Below are 16,982 nucleotides of genomic sequence, written 5' to 3'. Positions count from 1 at the left end.
CACGCGCCGACCAGGAGGGGGAGTCCATGCCAGAGGCGGTGATCGTCGAGGCGGTGCGGACGCCGATCGGCCGGCGCGAGGGCGCGCTGTCCGGCCTCAAGGCCGTGCAGCTGCTGCGACACGTGCAGGTCGAGGTGCTGCGCCGCTCCGGCATCGCACCCGGCGAGGTGGAACAGATCATCGGCGGTTGCGTCACACAGGTCGGCGAGCAGAGCCTCAACGTCACCCGCAACGCCTGGCTCGACAGTGGACTCGACTACGAGGTCGCCGCGAGCACCGTCGACACCTCCTGCGGCTCCGCGCAGCAGGCCAACCACCTGATCGCGGCACTCATCACCGCCGGCGCGGTCGACGTGGGCATCGCCTGCGGCGTGGAATCGATGAGCCGGGTGCCCGTCGGCACCAACCTCTACCAGGGGCCCGGCCACTACAAGACACCCGACTACCCGTACGACGATCCGCCGAAGGCGCAGTTCGGCGGCGCCGAGCGGATCGCGGCCCGGCAGGGGCTGACCCGCGCGGACGCCGACGCCTACGGGCTGCGCTCGCAGCAGCGCGCGGCGCGGGCCCGCGCCGAGGGCCGCTTCGACCGGGAGATCACGTCCGTGCCACTGCCCGACGGCACGTCGGTCGACGCCGACGAGGGCATCCGCGACACCACGGCGGAAGGACTGGCCGCCCTGCGCCCGGTGCTCCCGGACGGCATCCACACCGCCGGCACCACCTCGCAGATCTCCGACGGCGCCGCGGCGATCCTGTGGATGTCGCGGGAGCGGGCCGACGCGCACGGCCTGCGACCCCGGGCCCGGCTGGCGCACCAGGTCGTCACCGGCGCCGACCCCTACTACCTGCTCGACGGCCCGACCGTGGCCACCCGCAAGCTGCTCAAGCGCGCCGGCATGACCCTCGACGACATCGACGTCGTGGAGGTCAACGAGGCGTTCGCCGCGGTCGTGCTGTCCTGGGCCGCGCACCACGACGCCGACCTGGACCGGGTCAACGTCAACGGCGGCGCGATCTCGCTCGGGCACCCGCTGGGCAGCAGCGGCACCCGGCTGCTGGTGACCGCCCTGCACGAGCTGGAACGCGCCGACGGCGAGGCCGCGCTCGTCACCATGTGCTGCGGTGGCTCGCTCGGCACGGCGTCGCTGCTGGTGCGGGAGTAGGCGCCATGGACACCGAGACGCGCACCGCGCCCGCCCGCGACGCCGCGGCCTTCTACGCCGACGCCCGCCACGACCTGACCGGGCCGTTGCACGGCGTACGGGTCCTGGACGTCACGAAGGTCTGGTCCGGCCCGATCGCGAGTTGCGTCCTGGCCGACCTCGGCGCGGACGTCCTGCGCGTGGAGATGCCCGGCAACCGGGAGGGGTTGATGCCCCCGGACATTCCCGGCACCGGCCTGTCCTGGTTCCGCCAGAGCGTGCACCGCAACAAGCGCAGCATCGGGCTCGACCTGCGCCGCCCCGGCGCGGCCGAGGTCTTCCTGCGGCTCGTCGCCACCGCCGACGTGGTGGTGGAGAACTACAAGCCCGGCACGCTGGACGCCTGGGGCGTCGGCTACCAGGCGTGCCGGGCGGTCCGGCCGGACGTGGTGCTGGTCTCCGTCTCCGGCTACGGCCAGTACGGCCCCGACGCGCAGCGACCCGGGTACGACCCGACCACCCAGGCCGCCGCCGGCTGGATGGCGCTCAACGGCGAACCCGACGGCGCTCCGCTGAAGGCGCCCACCTTCCTCGCCGACGACCTCGCCGGGCTGCACGCGGTGATCGGCGCGCTCGCCGCGCTGCGCCACCGCGACCGCACCGGCGAGGGTCAGCACGTCGACGTGAGCATGCTCGACTCGCTGTTGTTCTCCAGCAACGGCTACCTCACCCTGGGCGCGACCGGGGTGCCGCTGCGCCGCTGGGGCGACCAGGCCGACTTCGTGGTGCCCGCCGGCTGCTTCCGGTGCGCCGACGGCCACGTCTACGTGGCGGTCGCCCTGGACCGCTCCTGGCGTCGCCTGGCCGAGGTCGTCGGCCGCCCGGAACTGGCCCGCGCGCCCGGGTACGCGACGAACGAGGAACGCCGCGACAACCGCGCCACGGTCAACGCGGTCCTCGCCGACTGGTGCGCCGGGCGCGGGTGCGCCGAGGTGGTCGACACCCTCGACGCCAACGGGATCACCGCCGAGCGGGTCCGGACCTTCGCCGAGGCCGCGACCGACCCGCAGGTCCACGCCCGGGCCATGGTGCAGGAGACGGTGCTGTCCAACGGCAGCACCGCGCCGCTGACCGGGCCGGCGGTCAAGTTCTCCCGGACACCGACCGCCGTCCGCTCCGGCGCCCCCGAGCCCGGCGCGGACACCGACCGGATTCTCGACGAGGTGGGCGTCGACGCGGCCACGCGGGACCGGCTGCGCGCGCAACGGGCCATCGGATGAGCAGGGGATGACATGACAACGGCAGGCGACGCGCCGCGCTGCGCGCTGGTGACCGGGGTGTCCCGGGGAATCGGCCGGGCCGTCGCGCTGCGGCTCGCGGCGCAGGGGTACGCGGTGGCGGGCTGCTACAGCGCGCCGAGTGAGGCCGCGGACAAGACCCGGGCGGAGGTCGAGGCGTACGGGGTCGGGTCGTGGTTCGGGCCGTGCGACGTGACCGACCCGAACGCTGTCGACGCGTTCGTCACCGCCGCCGAACGGCACCTCGGGCCGCTCACCGCGCTGGTCAACAACGCCGGCATCACCCGGGACCGGCCGCTGGTGCTGATGGCACCGGATGAGTGGCACGACGTGATCGGCACCAACCTCACCGGCACCTGGAACACCTGCCGGACCGTCGCGTTCCGCTTCCTCAAGCGACGCCGCGGCGCCATCGTCAACCTGTCCTCGGTGGCCGGGGTCACCGGCAACACCGGACAGACCAACTACGCCGCCAGCAAGGCCGGCATCATCGGGCTCAGCCTGTCGCTGGCCAAGGAGATCGCCGGGTACGGCGTACGGGTCAACGTCGTCGCCCCCGGCTTCGTCGAGACCGACATGACCGCCGCGCTGCCGGCGAAGCTGCGCGAGCAGGCGCTGGGGCAGATCCCGCTGGGCCGCTTCGGCACGCCCGCCGACGTCGCCGACCTGGTCGAGTTCCTGCTCTCCGAACGCGCCAGCTACGTCACCGGCCAGGTGATCCGCGTGGACGGGGGGATCGTGCTGTGACCGCCGCACCCGCGTTCACCGCCGCGACCCGGCCCGTCGACACGTACGAGGCCGCCGCGGCGCCCCTGCCGGCGATCGAGTGGGTCGAGGTGTCCGCCGGCCCGCGCGGCGGGATCAGCCTGCGCGCCGGCACCACCGTCGACGACGCCGACGTCTACCTGGCCGGGCACTTCCCCGAGCTGACCGTCTATCCGGGCGTGTTCACCCTGGAGACGATCGGGCAGGCCGTGACGTCGGCCGTCGGCTACTGCGCCGGCCGGCTGCCCCAGCTGCACCGGTTGCGCTCCGCCCGGTTCCTCGCCCCGCTGCTGGCCGGCGACACGCTCACCGTCGAGGCGTCGGTCGGCCCGGTCGGCGACGACCAGTCCTTCGACGTCGCCGCCCGGTGCGTACGCGGCGACGGGGTCCACGCGGCGACGGTGCGCGCCGTCTACCGCTGGCCGAGCGCGGACGGCGGGAACGCCTGATGCGACTCGAACACGGCGAACTGCGGGCCCTGCTGCCGCACCGGTACCCGATGCTGCTGCTCGACCGGGTCGACAGCGTCGAGCCGGGAGTGAGCCTTCAGGCGGTGAAGGCGGTCACCGGCTGCGAGCCCTGCTACTCCGGGATCGCCGAGGGACAGGCCCCCGACCGGTACGCCTACCCGGCCTCGCTGCTGATCGAGTCGTTCGGTCAGGGCGCGGCGGTGCTGTGGCTGCTGTCGCGCGGGCCGGGCACGACCGGGCTGCCGATGTTCACCGCGGCCCGGGACTGCGTGCTGCTGCGCCCGGTGTACCCGGGCGACGTGATCCGGCACCGGGTCCGACTGGAACAGGTCGTGCACGGGGCCGCGTTCGCCGCCGGATCCAGCTGGGTGGGGACCGACCAGGTGGCGGAGTTCGGCTCGATGATGGCGGTCGTCCGACCGGCCGACGCCATCGCGGAGCGGAAACGATGAGAGGAAGAGGGAACCCCGATGAGTGAACGCGACCAGCACATGGCGGAGCTGCGGGAGATCGTGGCGGAGGTGCTCGAGTTGGAACCCGAGGAGGTCGCCGACACCGCCGACTTCGTCGAGGAGTACGAGGCGGACTCGTTGCGGGCGATCGAGATCCTGGCCCGGATCGAGAAGAAGTACAAGGTGGAGATCCCGCAGGCCGAGTTGAACGAGATGCGCAGCCTCAAGGCCGTCCACGAGGTGGTGGCGCGACACGCCGGCTGGCAGGACTGACCGTGCACCGCGTGGTCGTCACCGGGCTCGGGCCGGTGTCCGGCATCGGCATCGGCGTGAACGAGTTCACCGCCGGGCTGCGCTCCGGCCGGTCGGCCGCCGCGCCCATCACGAGCTTCGACGCGAGCGGGTTTCCGCACCACTTCGCCGGTGAGGTGCCCGCGTTCCGGCCGGAGGCGTTGCTGCGGCGGCTGCGGGTCGCCGAGTGGGGCCGCTCGGCGCTGTTCGCGGCGGCGGCCGCCCGGTTGGCCGCGCTGGACGCGGGTCTGTCGTTGCCGGCCACCGACCCGGCGCGCGTCGGCGCGGTCATCGGCACCACCAGCGGCGAGTCCACGGTGGTGGAGCAGCTCACCGCCGAACTGGTGGCCGGTGGCTACCCGGCCATGTCCGCCGAGGCGCTGCGGCAGGCGCCGGCCGAGCGGCTGTCCTACGCGGTGAGCGCCGAGCTGGGGCTGGCCGGGGAGTCGGTCACCCTCACCACCGCCTGCTCGGCCAGCAACTACGCCATCGGGTACGCGTACGACCTGTTGTGCTGGGGTGAGGCGGACGTGATGCTGGCCGGCGGCGCCGATTCGGTGTGCCGGTGGGCGCACGCCGGCTTCTACCGGCTCGGCGCGTTGACCGAGCGGGCGTGCCGGCCGTTCGACCGGGACCGCTCCGGCATCCTCACCGGTGAGGGCGGCGCGGCCCTGGTGCTGGAGACCCTGGAGCACGCGCAGGACCGGGGCGCCCGGATCTACGCCGAGGTGCTCGGGTACGGCGTCAACTGCGACGCCCACCACATGGTCGCGCCCAACGAGGAGAGCGTCGCGGCGTGCATGCGGCTGGCCCAGGAGAACGCCGGGGTCAAACCGGAGGACATCGACTACATCAGCACGCACGGCACCGGCACGCCCGCCAACGACCTGTGCGAGGCGCGGGCCATCCGGGCGGTGTTCGGCGACCAGGTGCCGCCGGTCAGCTCGATCAAGTCGATGCTCGGCCACACGATGGGCGCGGCGAGCGGGTTCGGCGCGATCGCCACCACGCTGGGCATCCGGCACGGGTTCCTGCCCCCGACCATCAACTGGGCCAACCCCGACCCGGAGCTGTCCTGGATCGATCCGGTGCCGAACACGGCCCGGCCGGCCACGGTGCGGGTGGCGCAGAACAACGGCTTCGCGTTCGGCGGCAACAACGCCATCACGATCTTCGGGGCGATCCGGTGACCGGCCTGGTGACCGGTTGGGGAGTGCTCAGCGCGGCCGGGGACTCGGTCACCGAGCTGCTGGCCGCCGTCCGCGCCGGCACGGTCGTCGGCGTCGACGTGCGCGACCGCTTCGACGAGCCGCTGCCCACGGCGCAGGCGCCGGCGATCGCCGACTTCGACGTACGCCGGCTGCTGGGCCGCAAGGGCACCAGCTTCCTGGACCGGGCGACCGCGCTGGCCATGGTGGCCTGCGGGCGGGCGCTGGCCGACGGGGGGCTCACCCCCGACGACGACAACCGGCACCGCGTCGGCGTGGTGCTGGGCACCACCACCGGCAGCCTGAAGTCGACGATGGACTTCTCCCGCGAGACGCTGGTGCAGGACAAGCCGTACCTGGTCAACCCGGTGTTGTTCCCGAACACGGTGATGAACTGCGCCAGCGGCCAGGCCGCGATCCGCTACGGGCTGCGCGGCGTCAACGCCACCGTGGCCGGCGGCCCGCTCGCCTTCCTGTACGCGCTGCGCTACGCGCTCAACGCCCTGCGCCGGGGATACGTCGACGCCCTGCTGGTCGGCGGGGTCGAGGAGTACACGCCGAACACGGCGTGGGCGGCGCAGCTGACCGGCGCCGGTCCGGCCGGTGAGGCAGCGGCGGTCTACCTGCTGCGCCGCCCGACGCCCGGCCGCACCGGGGCTCCGCGCGCCCAGGTGCTCGCGGTGGCCACCGGTTTCCAGCCGGACACCAGCGTCGACGGGCTCGCCGGCTGCGTACGTCGGGCGCTGGCCACGGCGAAGGTCCGCCCGGCCGACGTGTGGGCGATCGCGAGCGGCGATCTCGACGCCGACAGCCTGTCCGAGGTGGTGCCGGCGACGGCGCAGCGGTTGTCGGTACGTCCGGCGCTCGGTGACTGTCAGTCCGCCACCGGCGCGCTGGCGCTGGGCGTGCTGCTGGGCCGCTACGCCGAGGACCCGGCCGTACGCGGTCGGCCCGCGCTGATCGTCGGGCGGTCTCGCGACGGCGCGGTCGCCGCGGCCGTGGTGCGGGGGTAGGACATGGCTGTCACCATCACCGCCACCGCGGTCCGTACCTGCTTCGGCGACGGCCCGGCCACCGTGGCGGCGCTGCTGCGCGGCGCGTGCGGCGTCGCCGGGCTGCGGCGGTCGGACCCGGCCCGGGTGGGGGTCGGCCACGGCTACCCGATCGACGACGACGGGCCGTTCGGCCCGAGCCGCTGGCTGACCGGGTGCGTAACCGAGGCCCTCGCCGCCGCCGGCCTCGACCCACGTCGACAGCGGGTGGTGAGCCTCGTCGGCACCGGGCTGCGCGAGTCGGCCGAGGTGGAACGGGCGGCCCTGGCGGGCTCGGTCGATTTTCCCGCCGAGCGGCTGCACTTCGCCGACGCCGTCACCAGCGCCGCGCCCGGCGTGCAGCGGGTGCTCACCCTGGCCAACGCGTGCAGCGCCGGCGGTTCCGCCCTCGCCCTGGCGCAGGACCTGGTGGAGACCGGCGAGGCGGACGCCGTGCTGGTCGGCGGCACCGACGGCAGCAGCGCCTCCATGCTGGCGATGATCGGCCGGGTGGCCGCCCGACCGACCAGCCGGGTGCGGCCCTTCGACGCCGACCGGGCCGGTGTGCTGCTCGGTGACGGCGCGGCGGTGCTGTTGGTCGAGCCGGAGCGACCCGGCGGCGGGCTGGCCCGCCTGCTCGCCACCGGGCTGTCCTGCGACGCCGGGCACGAGACGGCCCCCGACCCGGCGGGCATCCTGCGGGCGGTCCACGACGCCCACCAGCGCGCCGACCGCCGGCCCGACCAGGTCGACCTGGTGCTGGCGCACGGCACCGGCACGACGCTGAACGACGAGACCGAGGCGCGGGTCATCGCCGAGGTGTTCGCCGGTTGTCAGCCCGGCCCCCTGGTCACCGCCCTCAAGGGCGCCGTCGGCCACACGTCGGGAGGGTCGGCGCTGCTCAGCGTCGCTGTCGCCGTCGAGATCCTGCGCACCGGCCGGGTGCCGCCGGTGGTCGGGCTGACCCGGCCGGCGCCCGAGGCGGCCGCGCTGCGGCTGGTCCGCGACGCGGCCGTGCGGGCGGACGTGCGCGTGGCGCAGGTGGACGCGTTCGGCTTCGGCGGTCTCAACGCCGTCACCCTTCTGGAGGCGGTGCGATGACGGACCGCGTCCACGCCGGGCACCTCGCGCCGACACCGGATCGCAGCGTGCCGCCGTCCGCGTCCCGCCGGCCGGGCCAGGTGATCCGACCAAATCGGTCCACTGCGGACACACCACCGGGGGCAGCCCCGGATCGACCGGTGGCCGCCGTTCTCGCGGCGGCACTGCACCTGCCGGGAGTCGACCTGCCGGCCGGCGTCGGCGGCGCGGGGGTCGCCGACGAGGAACCCGCCTGCCCACCCGAGCGCGCCGCCGACCTGCTGGGCCGCAAGGGTCTGCTGGCCAAGGAGCCGGCCACCCGGCTCGCCCTCTGCGCCGTGCATCGGGCGCTGGGCCGCGCGCCGAAGGTGCCCCGCCCGAGCGGGCCGGCGGATCCGCGTACCGCCGTGGTGGTCAGCTCCAACCTGGGCAACGTCGCCACCGTCGGCGACATCGCCCGCCGCCTGCGCGAGGGCGGCCCGCGCGAGGTCGGCCCGTTGGAGGCGCCGAACGCCTCCAGCAACGTCATCGCCGGCGCGATCGCCATCTGGTTCCGCTTCGGGGGCCCCAACCTCACCGTCTGCTCCGGGGCCACCGCCGGCCTGGACGCGATCTGGCTGGCCGGGCTGCTGCTGCGTACCGGCCGTGCCGACCGGGTCGTCGTGGTCGGCACCGAACCGGACGACCCGCAGGCCCAGGCCCTGCACGCCGCCCGGGACGGCGCCACCGCCGCCCGACCGCTGCGCGCGGGGGCGGCCTGCCTGCTGCTCGGCCGGGTCGACGCCGCGCCGCATCCGTTGGCCCTGCTGGGGCCCGTGCGGGCGGGCGTACCCGTCGACGGCACACCACGCGGACTGCTGCTCGACGCGGCCGCCGTGGCGGGCGACCACTACGGCGCGGCGGGGGTCGTGCACACGGCGCTGGCCGTACGCCTCGTCGGCGCCACCGCGACCGTCACGGTCCGCTGCGGCGACTCCGTCGACGGCATGCGCGAACTCGACGTCCGGGCGGCGCGGCTATGAGCGGCACGCCACCGGCGGTCGCCGTGCACCGGCTCGCCGGCCCGGGCACCGGGACGCCGACCGTGCTGCTCGCGCACGGCATGTCCGACGCCTGGCGCAGTTGGCGATCCCTGGCGCAGCGGCTGCCCACCGGCTGGCGGCTGCTCGCGGCCGAGCTGCCGTGGAAGGCCGGCACCGATCATCGCTGGCGGCGTCGGGGCACCCCGGGCGCCTGGCTCGCCGCCGCCGTCCGTGCCATGGCCACGCCCCCCGACGTCGTGGTCGGCCACTCGCTCGGCGCGAACGCGGTGCTGGAGATGCTCGCCACCGAACCGGACGTCGCGCCGCGCGGGGCGATGCTCATCGCGCCGTTCTACTGCCCGCCCGATCTGCCGATCACCTGGGCGGTGCACGAGCGGGCGCAGGCCAACTTCGTCCAGATCATCGACGAGGGGCTGCGCCACCGCCTCGGCTCCCGGCTGGCCGACCTGGACGCGGAGACCCTGACCGCCATGCGGGACATCATGGTGGACCGGATCGGGCCGGTCGGCTTCACCACCCTGTTCGACCATTTCACCGCGACCGCCGGCCTGCCGCTGCACGCGGTGACCGTGCCGACCATGGTGCTCACCGGTGGCCGGGACCCCGGCCTCGACGGCCCGCGCGTCGGCGCGCTGCGGGCCGAACTTCCCGACGCGCACGTCGTCGTGGAGCCGGATTTTCACCACTTCTGTCATCTCGACCGGGCGGCCGAGGTGGCCCGACACGTCGCGGGCTTCGTCGAGAAGGTCTGCCCCGACCCCGCGATCCGAGGAGGTACGCCGTGACCACGGCGGTTGAGAACGCATCCGTGACGCTGTCGGCCCGGCCCGGGTTCGAGGGCGCGAACATCCGCACCTGGATCGGCTTCAAACACTTCGCGTACCTGGTGGAACAGGGTGTGCTGCAGTGGTTCCGGGAGCGGGGGCACGGCCCGGGCCGGCTCTACCACGAGCACGGGGTGGGGCTGTCGATCCGGGACTGTTCGTTGCTGCTGCCCGCCGTCCTCGACGTCGACGACACCGCGACGGTGGTGGCGACCCCCGCCGCCAACGGTCGGTTCGCGGTGCGGATGGGTGTGCGCCGCGACGCCGACGTCACCGTGTGCCGCGCCCGGGTGCGGGTGGCCCTGGTGCGGGAGGCGGACGTACCGCAGGCGGCGCCGCTGTCGGCGGAGCTGGCCGGCCTGGTCGAGGAGCCGGCCGCCGGCGAGCCGGGCGCCCCCGCCGGCGCGGACCCGGCCGACACGTTGCGCGCCGCCGGAGCGGGATTCGTGTGGCCGTGGCGGGTGCCCTACTTCTACTGCCAGTACTCGCAGCGGATGCAGCACTCCGGGTACGTCCGGCTGCTGGAGGAGGTGGTGGACCGCTACCTCGCCGACCGGGGTGTGTCGGTGGGCCGGATGCTGCGCGAGCGGGGCTGGATCCCGGTGGTCTCCCGCGCCCGCATCGAGGTGCTCGGCGACGCCCACCTCGACGAGCCCGTGTGGGTCACCTTCACCGTCACCGACGTGCTCAAGGACGTCACGTACGACGCGCGGATGGACTGCCACGTCGTGCGCGACGGTCGCCTGGTCCGGGTGGCGACGGCCAGCATCCTGCACGGGTACGCGGTCAGCCGCGGCCCGGAGGCAGGCCGGCTCGCCACCCTCGACGGGGACACCGTGGCGGCGTTGACCGGCGGGCGGCGGTGATGGCCGCCAAGCAGCCCCGCCTGTACTTCTCCTTCCGCAGCCCGTACAGCTGGCTGGCCGTGGAGCGGCTGACCCGGGCGCTGGGCCGGCCGCAGGAGGTGCTGGAGTTCATCCCCTACTGGGATCCGGACGCGCGGACCGAGGCGACGCTCACCGCCCGGGGCGGCGCCTTTCACTACGTGCAGATGAGCAAGCCCAAGCACCTGTACCTGCTCCAGGACGCCAAGCGCCAGGCCCAGCGGCTGGGCCTGGCGATGCGCTGGCCGATCGACATCGACCCGTGGTGGGAGGTCCCGCACCTGGGTTGGCTGGCCGCCCGGGAACAGGGCGCGGGGGAGGCGTTCTACCGGGAGGTGATCGCCTCCCGCTGGCTGCGGGGCGAGGACGTGTGCACCCCCGAGGTGATCTCCGAGGTGGCCGAGCGGGCCGGGGTGGATCCGGCGGTGGTGCTCGGCGCGGTGGACGACGAGAGCGTCCGGGCGGCCGGGGCGCACTGCCTGCTGCGGGCGTACGAGGAGGACATCTTCGGCATTCCCTACCTGCGGCTGGGTCCACACCGGTTCTGGGGCGTGGACCGGGTCGACGACTTCCTCGCCGCGTACGCCGAGCGGACCGGCACGCCGGTCGCGCCCCCCGCGGTGCCGGCGGGCGTGGGCGGGTACGACACCGACACCGGAGGCGGCTGTGGCTGAGCGACGAGACCTGCAACAGGAACGCGCGCACCGCCGTCGGCAGTTGGTCCTCACGCTTCGCGCGTTCGCCCTCGCGGGGTTCGACGAGGGCGCCGGCGGCCACGTCACCGCCCGGGACCCGATCGAGCCGGACACCTTCTGGATCAACCCGTTCGGCCGGCACTTCGCCCACGTGCGCGACGACGACCTGCTGCGCGTCGACCACACCGGCGACGTGGTCGACGGGTCCGGCCGGATCAACCCCGCCGGGTACGCCATCCACTCGGCCATCCACAAGGCCCGACCGGACGTGGTGGCCGCCGCGCACACCCACTCGATCCACGGTCGGGCGTTCTCGGCGCTCGGCCGGCCGCTCGCGCCGATCACCCAGGACGCGTGCGCCTTCTTCGAGGACCACGAGGTCCACGACGAGTACGGCGGCGTCGTCCTCGACGGCGCGGAGGGTGACCGCATCGCGGCGACGCTGGGCACCGGCAAGGCCGTCGTCCTGCGCAACCACGGACTGCTGACGGTCGGCGGCTCGGTGGCCGAGGCGGCCTGGTGGTTCCTGGCGATGGACCGTTGCTGCCAGGTGCAGCTGCTCGCCCAGGCAGCCGGCGAGCTGGTGGTGATTCCGGCCGACGCGGCCCGGGCGGCGCGGGCGGACATCGGCACCGCGCAGATCGCCCGGCTGAACTTCCGGCCGGTCGCGGAGCACGTCCTGGCCGTCAGCCCCGACCTCACGCACGGCACCACGCCCAGACAGGAGTGACGAGTGGCCGAGCTGCTGAAGACAATGGTCCGGGACCGGGCCGGCGACGTCGCGCTGACCGACGAGCGGACCACCCGGACGTGGGCGGAGCTGGACCGGTCGGTGGACCGGTGGATCGGCGTGCTGCGCGGGGCCGGCCTGGACGTCGGTGACCGGGTGGCGTTCGTGCTCGGCAACCGGCACGAGACGTTCGAGGCGCTGCTCGCCTGCGTGCACGCGGGTCTGGTGGCGGTACCCGTCAACTGGCACCTCACCGCGCCGGAGATCGCCCACATCCTGACCGACTGCGGCGCACGGGCGGTGCTCACCGAGGCGGCGTACGCGCCGACGGTGCGCGACGCGGTGGCGCGTACGCCGGGTGGCCCCGACCTGCTGGTGACGGTCGACGGCGGGGACGGGTTCACGGCGGTGCACGACCTGCCGCCGGGCCCAGGCGTCCCGGCGCTCTCCGGTGGCGTGCTGCTCTACACCTCGGGCACCAGCGGACGCCCCAAGGGGGTGGTCAACCCGCTGCTCAAGGTGGGCGCCCCGATCGACCGGGTGACCGCCACCACCGAGGCGCTCGGCGGCGGCCTGGGCATTCCGACGCAGGGGCAGGCGCTGCTGGTCGGTCCCTGGTACCACTCGGCGCAGTTGTTCTTCGCCCAGTTTCCGCTGCTGCGCGGCTGTGGGCTGGTGCTGCGCCGCGGGTTCGACCCGGTCGAGGTGCTGCGCGTGATCGACGACGAGAAGATCACCATCAGTCATCTGGTGCCGACCCAGTTCATCCGCCTGCTGCGGGTCGACGCGGCGACCCGGGCGGCGTTCTCCGGCGCCAGCCTCGCCCGGATCTGGCACGGCGGCGGCCCCTGCCCGCCGGAGACCAAACGGGCGATGATCGAGTGGTGGGGGCCGGTGTTCGTGGAGTACTACGCCGCGACCGAGGCCGGCATCGTCACCCTCGCCGACTCGCACACCTGGCTGGCCCGGCCGGGTACGGTGGGCCGGCCGGCGCCGCCGACCGAGGTGGTGGTGGTCGACGACGAGGGCCGGCCGGTGCCCGTCGGGCAGGAGGGCCGGGTGGCCGTGCGGCGGCCCCCGGGCCGGGGGTTCCACTACCACAACGCTCCGGAGCAGACCGAGCAGGCGCACGTCGCCCCGCACACCTTCACCGTCGGCGACCTGGGCCACCTGGACGCCGAGGGCTACCTGTTCCTCACCGGCCGCTCGGCGGAGCTGATTGTCACCGGCGGCGTGAACGTCTATCCCGCCGAGGTGGAGGCGGTGCTGTCGACGCACCCCGCCGTGCAGGACAGCGTGGTCATCGGTGTGCCGGACGAGGAGTTCGGCGAGCAGGTTCGGGCGGTGGTGCAGCTCGACCCGGCGTGGCCGGTCCAGGGCGTCGAGCGGGCCCTCGACGCGCACTGCCGGATCAGCCTGGCCGGCTTCAAGGTGCCGCGCTCGTACGAGGTGGTCGACCGGATCCCGCGCGAGCCCACCGGCAAGGTGCCCCGCCGGGCGTTGCGGGACCGCTATCGGCCGGCCACGGTGTCGCCGGGTCTGCTCGCGGACCCGGCGACATTCCTGACCGGCGTGCCGCACGACGAGTTCGCCCGCCGCCGACGAGAGGCGCCGGTGGCCTGGGTCGAGGAGGTCGAGCTGACCCGTACCGACCAGGACCGGTCGGTACGCTCCCGGGGTCCGGGTTTCTGGGCCGTCACCCGCCACGCCGCGGTGTGGGCGGTGTCCCGTGATCCGGCGACGTTCTCGTCGGCGGCCGGCGGGGCGTTCCTCGCCGATCCTCGGACCCCGGAGGATCTGCACCGCAACCGGCAGCTTTTGATCAACATGGACGCTCCGGAGCACGCCTGGGTGCGGCGGCTGGTGGCGGGGGCGTTCACGCCCCGCGCGGTGGGCCGCCTCGGTGAGCTGGTGAACCGCCATGCCGAGGAGGTGGTCGCCCGGGCGGTGGCCGCGCGTGACATCGACGTGGTGGCGGACCTCGCCGCCGAGCTGCCGCTGCTCGTCCTCACCGACCTGCTCGGTGTGCCACGGGCGGACCGCCGGCTGCTGTTCGAGTGGAGCAACAACCTGGTCGGGTTCGACGATCCACGCTACGGCGGTGGCAGCGTGCAGCGCTACCGGGACACCTTCGCGGCGGCCTTCTCCTACGTGCGGCAACTGGCGGCCCAGCGACGGGCCGCGCCCGGCGACGACCTGTTGAGCCTGCTCGTGCACGCCGAGGCCGACGGTCGGGGCCTGACCGACGCGCAGCTGTGTCAGCTGTGGTTGCTGCTGGTCATCGCCGGCAACGAGACCACCCGGCACCTCATCTCGAACGGGGTGCAGGCGTTGCTGGAGCACCCCGAGCAGCGGGACCGGCTGATCGTCGAGCCCGACCTGACCGCGAGCGCGGTCGAGGAGCTGCTGCGCTGGGTCACGCCGATCATGCAGTTCCGCCGCACCGCCACCCGCGACACGGTCCTCGACGGGACCCGCATCGCCGCCGGGGACAAGGTCGTCGTCTACTACGCCTCCGCCAACCGGGACCTGGCCGTGTTCACCGATCCCGACCGGCTGGACCTCGCCCGCGATCCCAACCCGCACCTGGCGTTCGGTATCGGTCCGCACTTCTGCCTGGGCGCGCACCTGGCCCGGCTGGAGATGGCGGCCTTCCTCACCGCGATCCGTCCGCATCTGGCCCGGCTCCGACTGACCGGGCCGGTACGCCGGATGCGGACCAACTTCATGAACGCCGTCACCGCGATGCCCGCGCGCTTCGACGACGCGCCGGAAGGGGAGTGACCCCATGCCACTGGACCTGCACTGGTTCCTGCCGACGCACGGAGACGGTCGTGACCTGGCCGAGCCCGCCCGCGGTGGCGGAGGCCGGCCGGCCCGGATCACCCGCCGCCCGCCGGACATCGGCTATCTGGCGCAGGTGGCGCGCGCCGCCGACCGGCTGGGTTTCACCAGTGTGCTCACGCCGGCCGGGTTGTTCTGCGAGGACCCGTGGGTGGTGGCGTCCGCGCTGGCCGCGCAGACGCAACGGCTGAAGTTCATGATCGCGTTACGGCCGGGGCTCGCCTCACCCACGTTGGTCGCTCAGATGGCCGCGTCGCTGCACCGTGTCTCGGCGGGCCGGGTGCTGCTCAACATCGTGGCCGGCAGCGACCCGGACGAGCAGCGCCGCTACGGCGACTGGCTGGACCACGACGCCCGCTACGCCCGCGCGGAGGAGTTCCTCACCATCCTGGGTGGACTGTGGTCCGGTCAACCGGTCGACCACAGCGGCGAGCACTACCGGGTGAAGTCCGCCCTGCTGGCCCGGCCGCCGACCACCGCTCCGGCCGTGTTCCTGGGCGGGTCCTCGCCGGCGGCGCAGCGGGCGGCCGCCCGGCACGCGGACGTGTACCTGGCCTGGGGTGAGACGCCGGCCCAGCTCGGCGAGCTGCTGGGCCGGGCACGTGAGCAGGCGGCGGAGGTCGGCCGCACGCTGCGCACCGGGAGTCGGCTCCACGTGATCACCAGGGACACCGCGCGGGAGGCGTGGGCCGAGGCGGACCGTCTTCTCGCCGGCGTGGACCAGGCGCGGATCGCCGCCGCTCGGCAGCGCTTCGCCCGCACCGACTCCGAGGGCCAGCGGCGGGCGGCGGCGCTGCACGCGGACGGCAACGCCCGGATGGAGGTGTACCCGAACGTCTGGGCGGGCTACTCCCTGATTCGGCCCGGGGCCGGCGCGGCGTTGGTGGGCAGTCACGAGGAGGTCGCGGAGCGGATCGCCGAGTACCACGCCGCCGGGGTGGACCATCTGATCCTGTCCGGGCAGCCGCATCTGGAGGAGGCGTACTGGTTCGGCGAGGGCGTGCTGCCGCTGCTGCGCCACGACGGCCTCCTGGGTGGCGGGGCCGACGCGGACGACGGGGCCGGCACGCACGCCGAGGACGGCCGGCGGACTCCGGAACTGGCGGTGGGCCGATGACCGGGCCCGTCGCGGAGCTGCCGATGACCGCGCTGATCGGCAACCCGAAACCCCATTCCCGTACGCGGACCGTCGCGTTGGCCACCGCGGCGGCACTGCACTCCCGACTGGCCCACTGCCCGACCCCCGTCGCCGCGCCGACGGTGATCGACCTGGCCGAGCTGACGGCCGAGCTGGTGGGTCAGGGCAGCCGGCCGGAGACCCTCGACGAGGTGCTGGAGGCGGTACGCCGACCGGGGCTGCTGCTGGTGGCCAGCCCCACGTTCAAGGCGGCGTACAGCGGCCTGCTGAAGCTCTTCGTCGACGTGCTGCCCCGGGGTGCGCTGACCGGGGTGGTGGCGGTGCCGTTGATGACCGCCGCCCGGTCCGGTCACCGGCACGTCGTCGACACCTACCTGGGCGCTCTGCTGGCCGAGGTGGGCGCGTGCGTGCCCACGGCCGGCCTGTGCGTGCTGGAGCGCGAGTTCGACACGGCGGAGGTCGGCATCGAGCGCTGGCTGGACCGGGCGACGCCGGCGGTGGTGGACGCCCTGGCCGTGGTGCCCGGGGTGCCGGCCGAGCCGGGCGTCAGCCGGCGTTGACCTCGTCGTGCTTGCGGCGCATTCGGCTGATCCAACCCTGTGCCGTGTGCACCGGAACGTCGAAGTGCTCGGCGACGCGGCTGATCGTGCCGACCTGCTCGTAGACCGCTTCCAGGTCCGCCGGGTCGGGTGCCCGGCGGTACGCGCGACCGGCCTTGAGTCGGCTGAGCCGCTCCGGTTCGCCGGCCCGGCGGGCCGGTCGGGGTGGCTGCGGCCGGGGTGCGGCGGTGGTGGTGACGGTGGTCGCGGGGACCGGCCCGACCGTCACGGCCGGACGGGGCGTGGCCTCGGCGCGACTCCGGTCCCGGTCCTGTGGGGGGATGAAGGCGCGCAGCAGGGCATCGAAGTCGACGTACGGCAGCTCGCCGGTCAGACCGGCGCTCTGCGGTGCGCGGACGGTGAGCTCTCGCACGACCGGGTGGCCGTTGCCGGTCTCCAGACGGACGACGGTCTGGGCCACCGGGCCGGTGATCTCCTCACCGTCGTCCTCCACGGGCACGATGGTGATGATGTATTGACTCACG

The 16,982-nt window shown here is 74.3% G+C and carries 18 protein-coding genes; 17 read left to right on the top strand and 1 reads right to left on the bottom strand.

Annotated elements, in window-relative coordinates; genetic code table 11:
* Nucleotides 1–26: 26 nt before the first annotated feature.
* The 17 genes from OG505_RS10155 to OG505_RS10075 all read left to right on the top strand — a co-directional run bounded on the left by OG505_RS10155 (nucleotide 27) and on the right by OG505_RS10075 (nucleotide 16,458).
* On the top strand, nucleotides 27–1,166 hold the full coding sequence (locus OG505_RS10155) for a steroid 3-ketoacyl-CoA thiolase (RefSeq protein WP_405432771.1): 1,140 nt from the start codon (nucleotides 27–29) through the stop codon (nucleotides 1,164–1,166).
* Between the two features lie 5 nt (nucleotides 1,167–1,171).
* Entirely contained in the window at nucleotides 1,172–2,425 is a 1,254-nt protein-coding gene (locus OG505_RS10150) for a CaiB/BaiF CoA transferase family protein (protein WP_405432769.1), read from the top strand.
* 12 nt (nucleotides 2,426–2,437) lie between these two features.
* Nucleotides 2,438–3,190: a 3-oxoacyl-[acyl-carrier-protein] reductase gene (gene fabG, locus OG505_RS10145; protein ID WP_405432767.1), complete on the top strand. Its 753-nt coding sequence runs from the start codon at nucleotides 2,438–2,440 to the stop codon at nucleotides 3,188–3,190.
* Nucleotides 3,187–3,657: a hypothetical protein gene (locus OG505_RS10140; protein WP_405432766.1), complete on the top strand. Its 471-nt coding sequence runs from the start codon at nucleotides 3,187–3,189 to the stop codon at nucleotides 3,655–3,657. Before fabG ends, OG505_RS10140 begins: the two co-directional genes overlap by 4 nt.
* Nucleotides 3,657–4,130, top strand: a complete 474-nt coding sequence (locus tag OG505_RS10135; RefSeq protein ID WP_405432765.1) for a 3-hydroxyacyl-ACP dehydratase FabZ family protein — start codon at nucleotides 3,657–3,659, stop codon at nucleotides 4,128–4,130. The genes OG505_RS10140 and OG505_RS10135 overlap by 1 nt, the downstream gene beginning before the upstream one ends.
* Before the next feature lie 18 nt (nucleotides 4,131–4,148).
* Entirely contained in the window at nucleotides 4,149–4,403 is a 255-nt protein-coding gene (locus tag OG505_RS10130) for an acyl carrier protein (protein WP_354855241.1), read from the top strand.
* Between the two features lie 2 nt (nucleotides 4,404–4,405).
* The gene (locus tag OG505_RS10125) at nucleotides 4,406–5,611 is read left to right on the top strand and encodes a beta-ketoacyl-[acyl-carrier-protein] synthase family protein (RefSeq protein WP_405432763.1); all 1,206 of its coding nucleotides are present in this window, start codon (nucleotides 4,406–4,408) and stop codon (nucleotides 5,609–5,611) included.
* Nucleotides 5,608–6,642, top strand: a complete 1,035-nt coding sequence (locus OG505_RS10120) for a beta-ketoacyl synthase N-terminal-like domain-containing protein (RefSeq protein WP_405432762.1) — start codon at nucleotides 5,608–5,610, stop codon at nucleotides 6,640–6,642. Before OG505_RS10125 ends, OG505_RS10120 begins: the two co-directional genes overlap by 4 nt.
* Nucleotides 6,643–6,645: 3 nt before the next feature.
* Complete coding sequence (locus OG505_RS10115) at nucleotides 6,646–7,761, top strand: beta-ketoacyl synthase N-terminal-like domain-containing protein (protein WP_405432761.1); 1,116 nt, start codon at nucleotides 6,646–6,648, stop codon at nucleotides 7,759–7,761.
* Between the two features lie 140 nt (nucleotides 7,762–7,901).
* Nucleotides 7,902–8,762 carry a beta-ketoacyl synthase N-terminal-like domain-containing protein gene (locus tag OG505_RS10110; RefSeq protein WP_405432759.1) on the top strand — a complete coding sequence of 287 codons (861 nt, stop codon included), beginning with the start codon at nucleotides 7,902–7,904 and terminating at the stop codon, nucleotides 8,760–8,762.
* Entirely contained in the window at nucleotides 8,759–9,568 is an 810-nt protein-coding gene (locus OG505_RS10105) for an alpha/beta fold hydrolase (protein WP_405432758.1), read from the top strand. The genes OG505_RS10110 and OG505_RS10105 overlap by 4 nt, the downstream gene beginning before the upstream one ends.
* Nucleotides 9,565–10,473, top strand: a complete 909-nt coding sequence (locus OG505_RS10100) for an acyl-CoA thioesterase (RefSeq protein WP_405432757.1) — start codon at nucleotides 9,565–9,567, stop codon at nucleotides 10,471–10,473. The genes OG505_RS10105 and OG505_RS10100 overlap by 4 nt, the downstream gene beginning before the upstream one ends.
* Nucleotides 10,473–11,165, top strand: a complete 693-nt coding sequence (locus OG505_RS10095; RefSeq protein ID WP_405432756.1) for a 2-hydroxychromene-2-carboxylate isomerase — start codon at nucleotides 10,473–10,475, stop codon at nucleotides 11,163–11,165. The genes OG505_RS10100 and OG505_RS10095 overlap by 1 nt, the downstream gene beginning before the upstream one ends.
* Entirely contained in the window at nucleotides 11,158–11,916 is a 759-nt protein-coding gene (locus OG505_RS10090; RefSeq protein ID WP_405432755.1) for a class II aldolase/adducin family protein, read from the top strand. The genes OG505_RS10095 and OG505_RS10090 overlap by 8 nt, the downstream gene beginning before the upstream one ends.
* A gap of 3 nt (nucleotides 11,917–11,919) precedes the next feature.
* On the top strand, nucleotides 11,920–14,700 hold the full coding sequence (locus OG505_RS10085) for a cytochrome P450 (protein ID WP_405432753.1): 2,781 nt from the start codon (nucleotides 11,920–11,922) through the stop codon (nucleotides 14,698–14,700).
* Between the two features lie 4 nt (nucleotides 14,701–14,704).
* Nucleotides 14,705–15,877, top strand: coding sequence for an LLM class flavin-dependent oxidoreductase (locus OG505_RS10080; RefSeq protein ID WP_405432752.1), 1,173 nt, complete (start codon nucleotides 14,705–14,707; stop codon nucleotides 15,875–15,877).
* Nucleotides 15,874–16,458, top strand: coding sequence for an NAD(P)H-dependent oxidoreductase (locus OG505_RS10075; RefSeq protein WP_405432751.1), 585 nt, complete (start codon nucleotides 15,874–15,876; stop codon nucleotides 16,456–16,458). Before OG505_RS10080 ends, OG505_RS10075 begins: the two co-directional genes overlap by 4 nt.
* On the opposite strand, the gene OG505_RS10070 is transcribed toward OG505_RS10075, so the two are convergent.
* Nucleotides 16,445–16,981, bottom strand: a complete 537-nt coding sequence (locus tag OG505_RS10070; RefSeq protein WP_405432750.1) for a hypothetical protein — start codon at nucleotides 16,979–16,981, stop codon at nucleotides 16,445–16,447. The genes OG505_RS10075 and OG505_RS10070 overlap by 14 nt on opposite strands.
* Nucleotide 16,982: the final 1 nt, after the last annotated feature.

This window comes from Micromonospora sp. NBC_00617 (assembly GCF_045161355.1).
Lineage (GTDB): Bacteria > Actinomycetota > Actinomycetes > Mycobacteriales > Micromonosporaceae > Micromonospora.
Note: the sequence above shows the minus strand (reverse complement) of the source record. Positions and strands in the feature narration are given on the sequence as shown.

Coding starts and splice junctions, on each gene's coding strand:
- OG505_RS10155 (WP_405432771.1), top strand. CDS start 27: ATGCCAGAGGCGGTGATCGTCGAGGCGGTGCGGACGCCGATCGGCCGG.
- OG505_RS10150 (WP_405432769.1), top strand. CDS start 1,172: ATGGACACCGAGACGCGCACCGCGCCCGCCCGCGACGCCGCGGCCTTC.
- fabG (WP_405432767.1), top strand. CDS start 2,438: ATGACAACGGCAGGCGACGCGCCGCGCTGCGCGCTGGTGACCGGGGTG.
- OG505_RS10135 (WP_405432765.1), top strand. CDS start 3,657: ATGCGACTCGAACACGGCGAACTGCGGGCCCTGCTGCCGCACCGGTAC.
- OG505_RS10130 (WP_354855241.1), top strand. CDS start 4,149: ATGAGTGAACGCGACCAGCACATGGCGGAGCTGCGGGAGATCGTGGCG.
- OG505_RS10115 (WP_405432761.1), top strand. CDS start 6,646: ATGGCTGTCACCATCACCGCCACCGCGGTCCGTACCTGCTTCGGCGAC.
- OG505_RS10105 (WP_405432758.1), top strand. CDS start 8,759: ATGAGCGGCACGCCACCGGCGGTCGCCGTGCACCGGCTCGCCGGCCCG.
- OG505_RS10095 (WP_405432756.1), top strand. CDS start 10,473: ATGGCCGCCAAGCAGCCCCGCCTGTACTTCTCCTTCCGCAGCCCGTAC.
- OG505_RS10080 (WP_405432752.1), top strand. CDS start 14,705: ATGCCACTGGACCTGCACTGGTTCCTGCCGACGCACGGAGACGGTCGT.
- OG505_RS10075 (WP_405432751.1), top strand. CDS start 15,874: ATGACCGGGCCCGTCGCGGAGCTGCCGATGACCGCGCTGATCGGCAAC.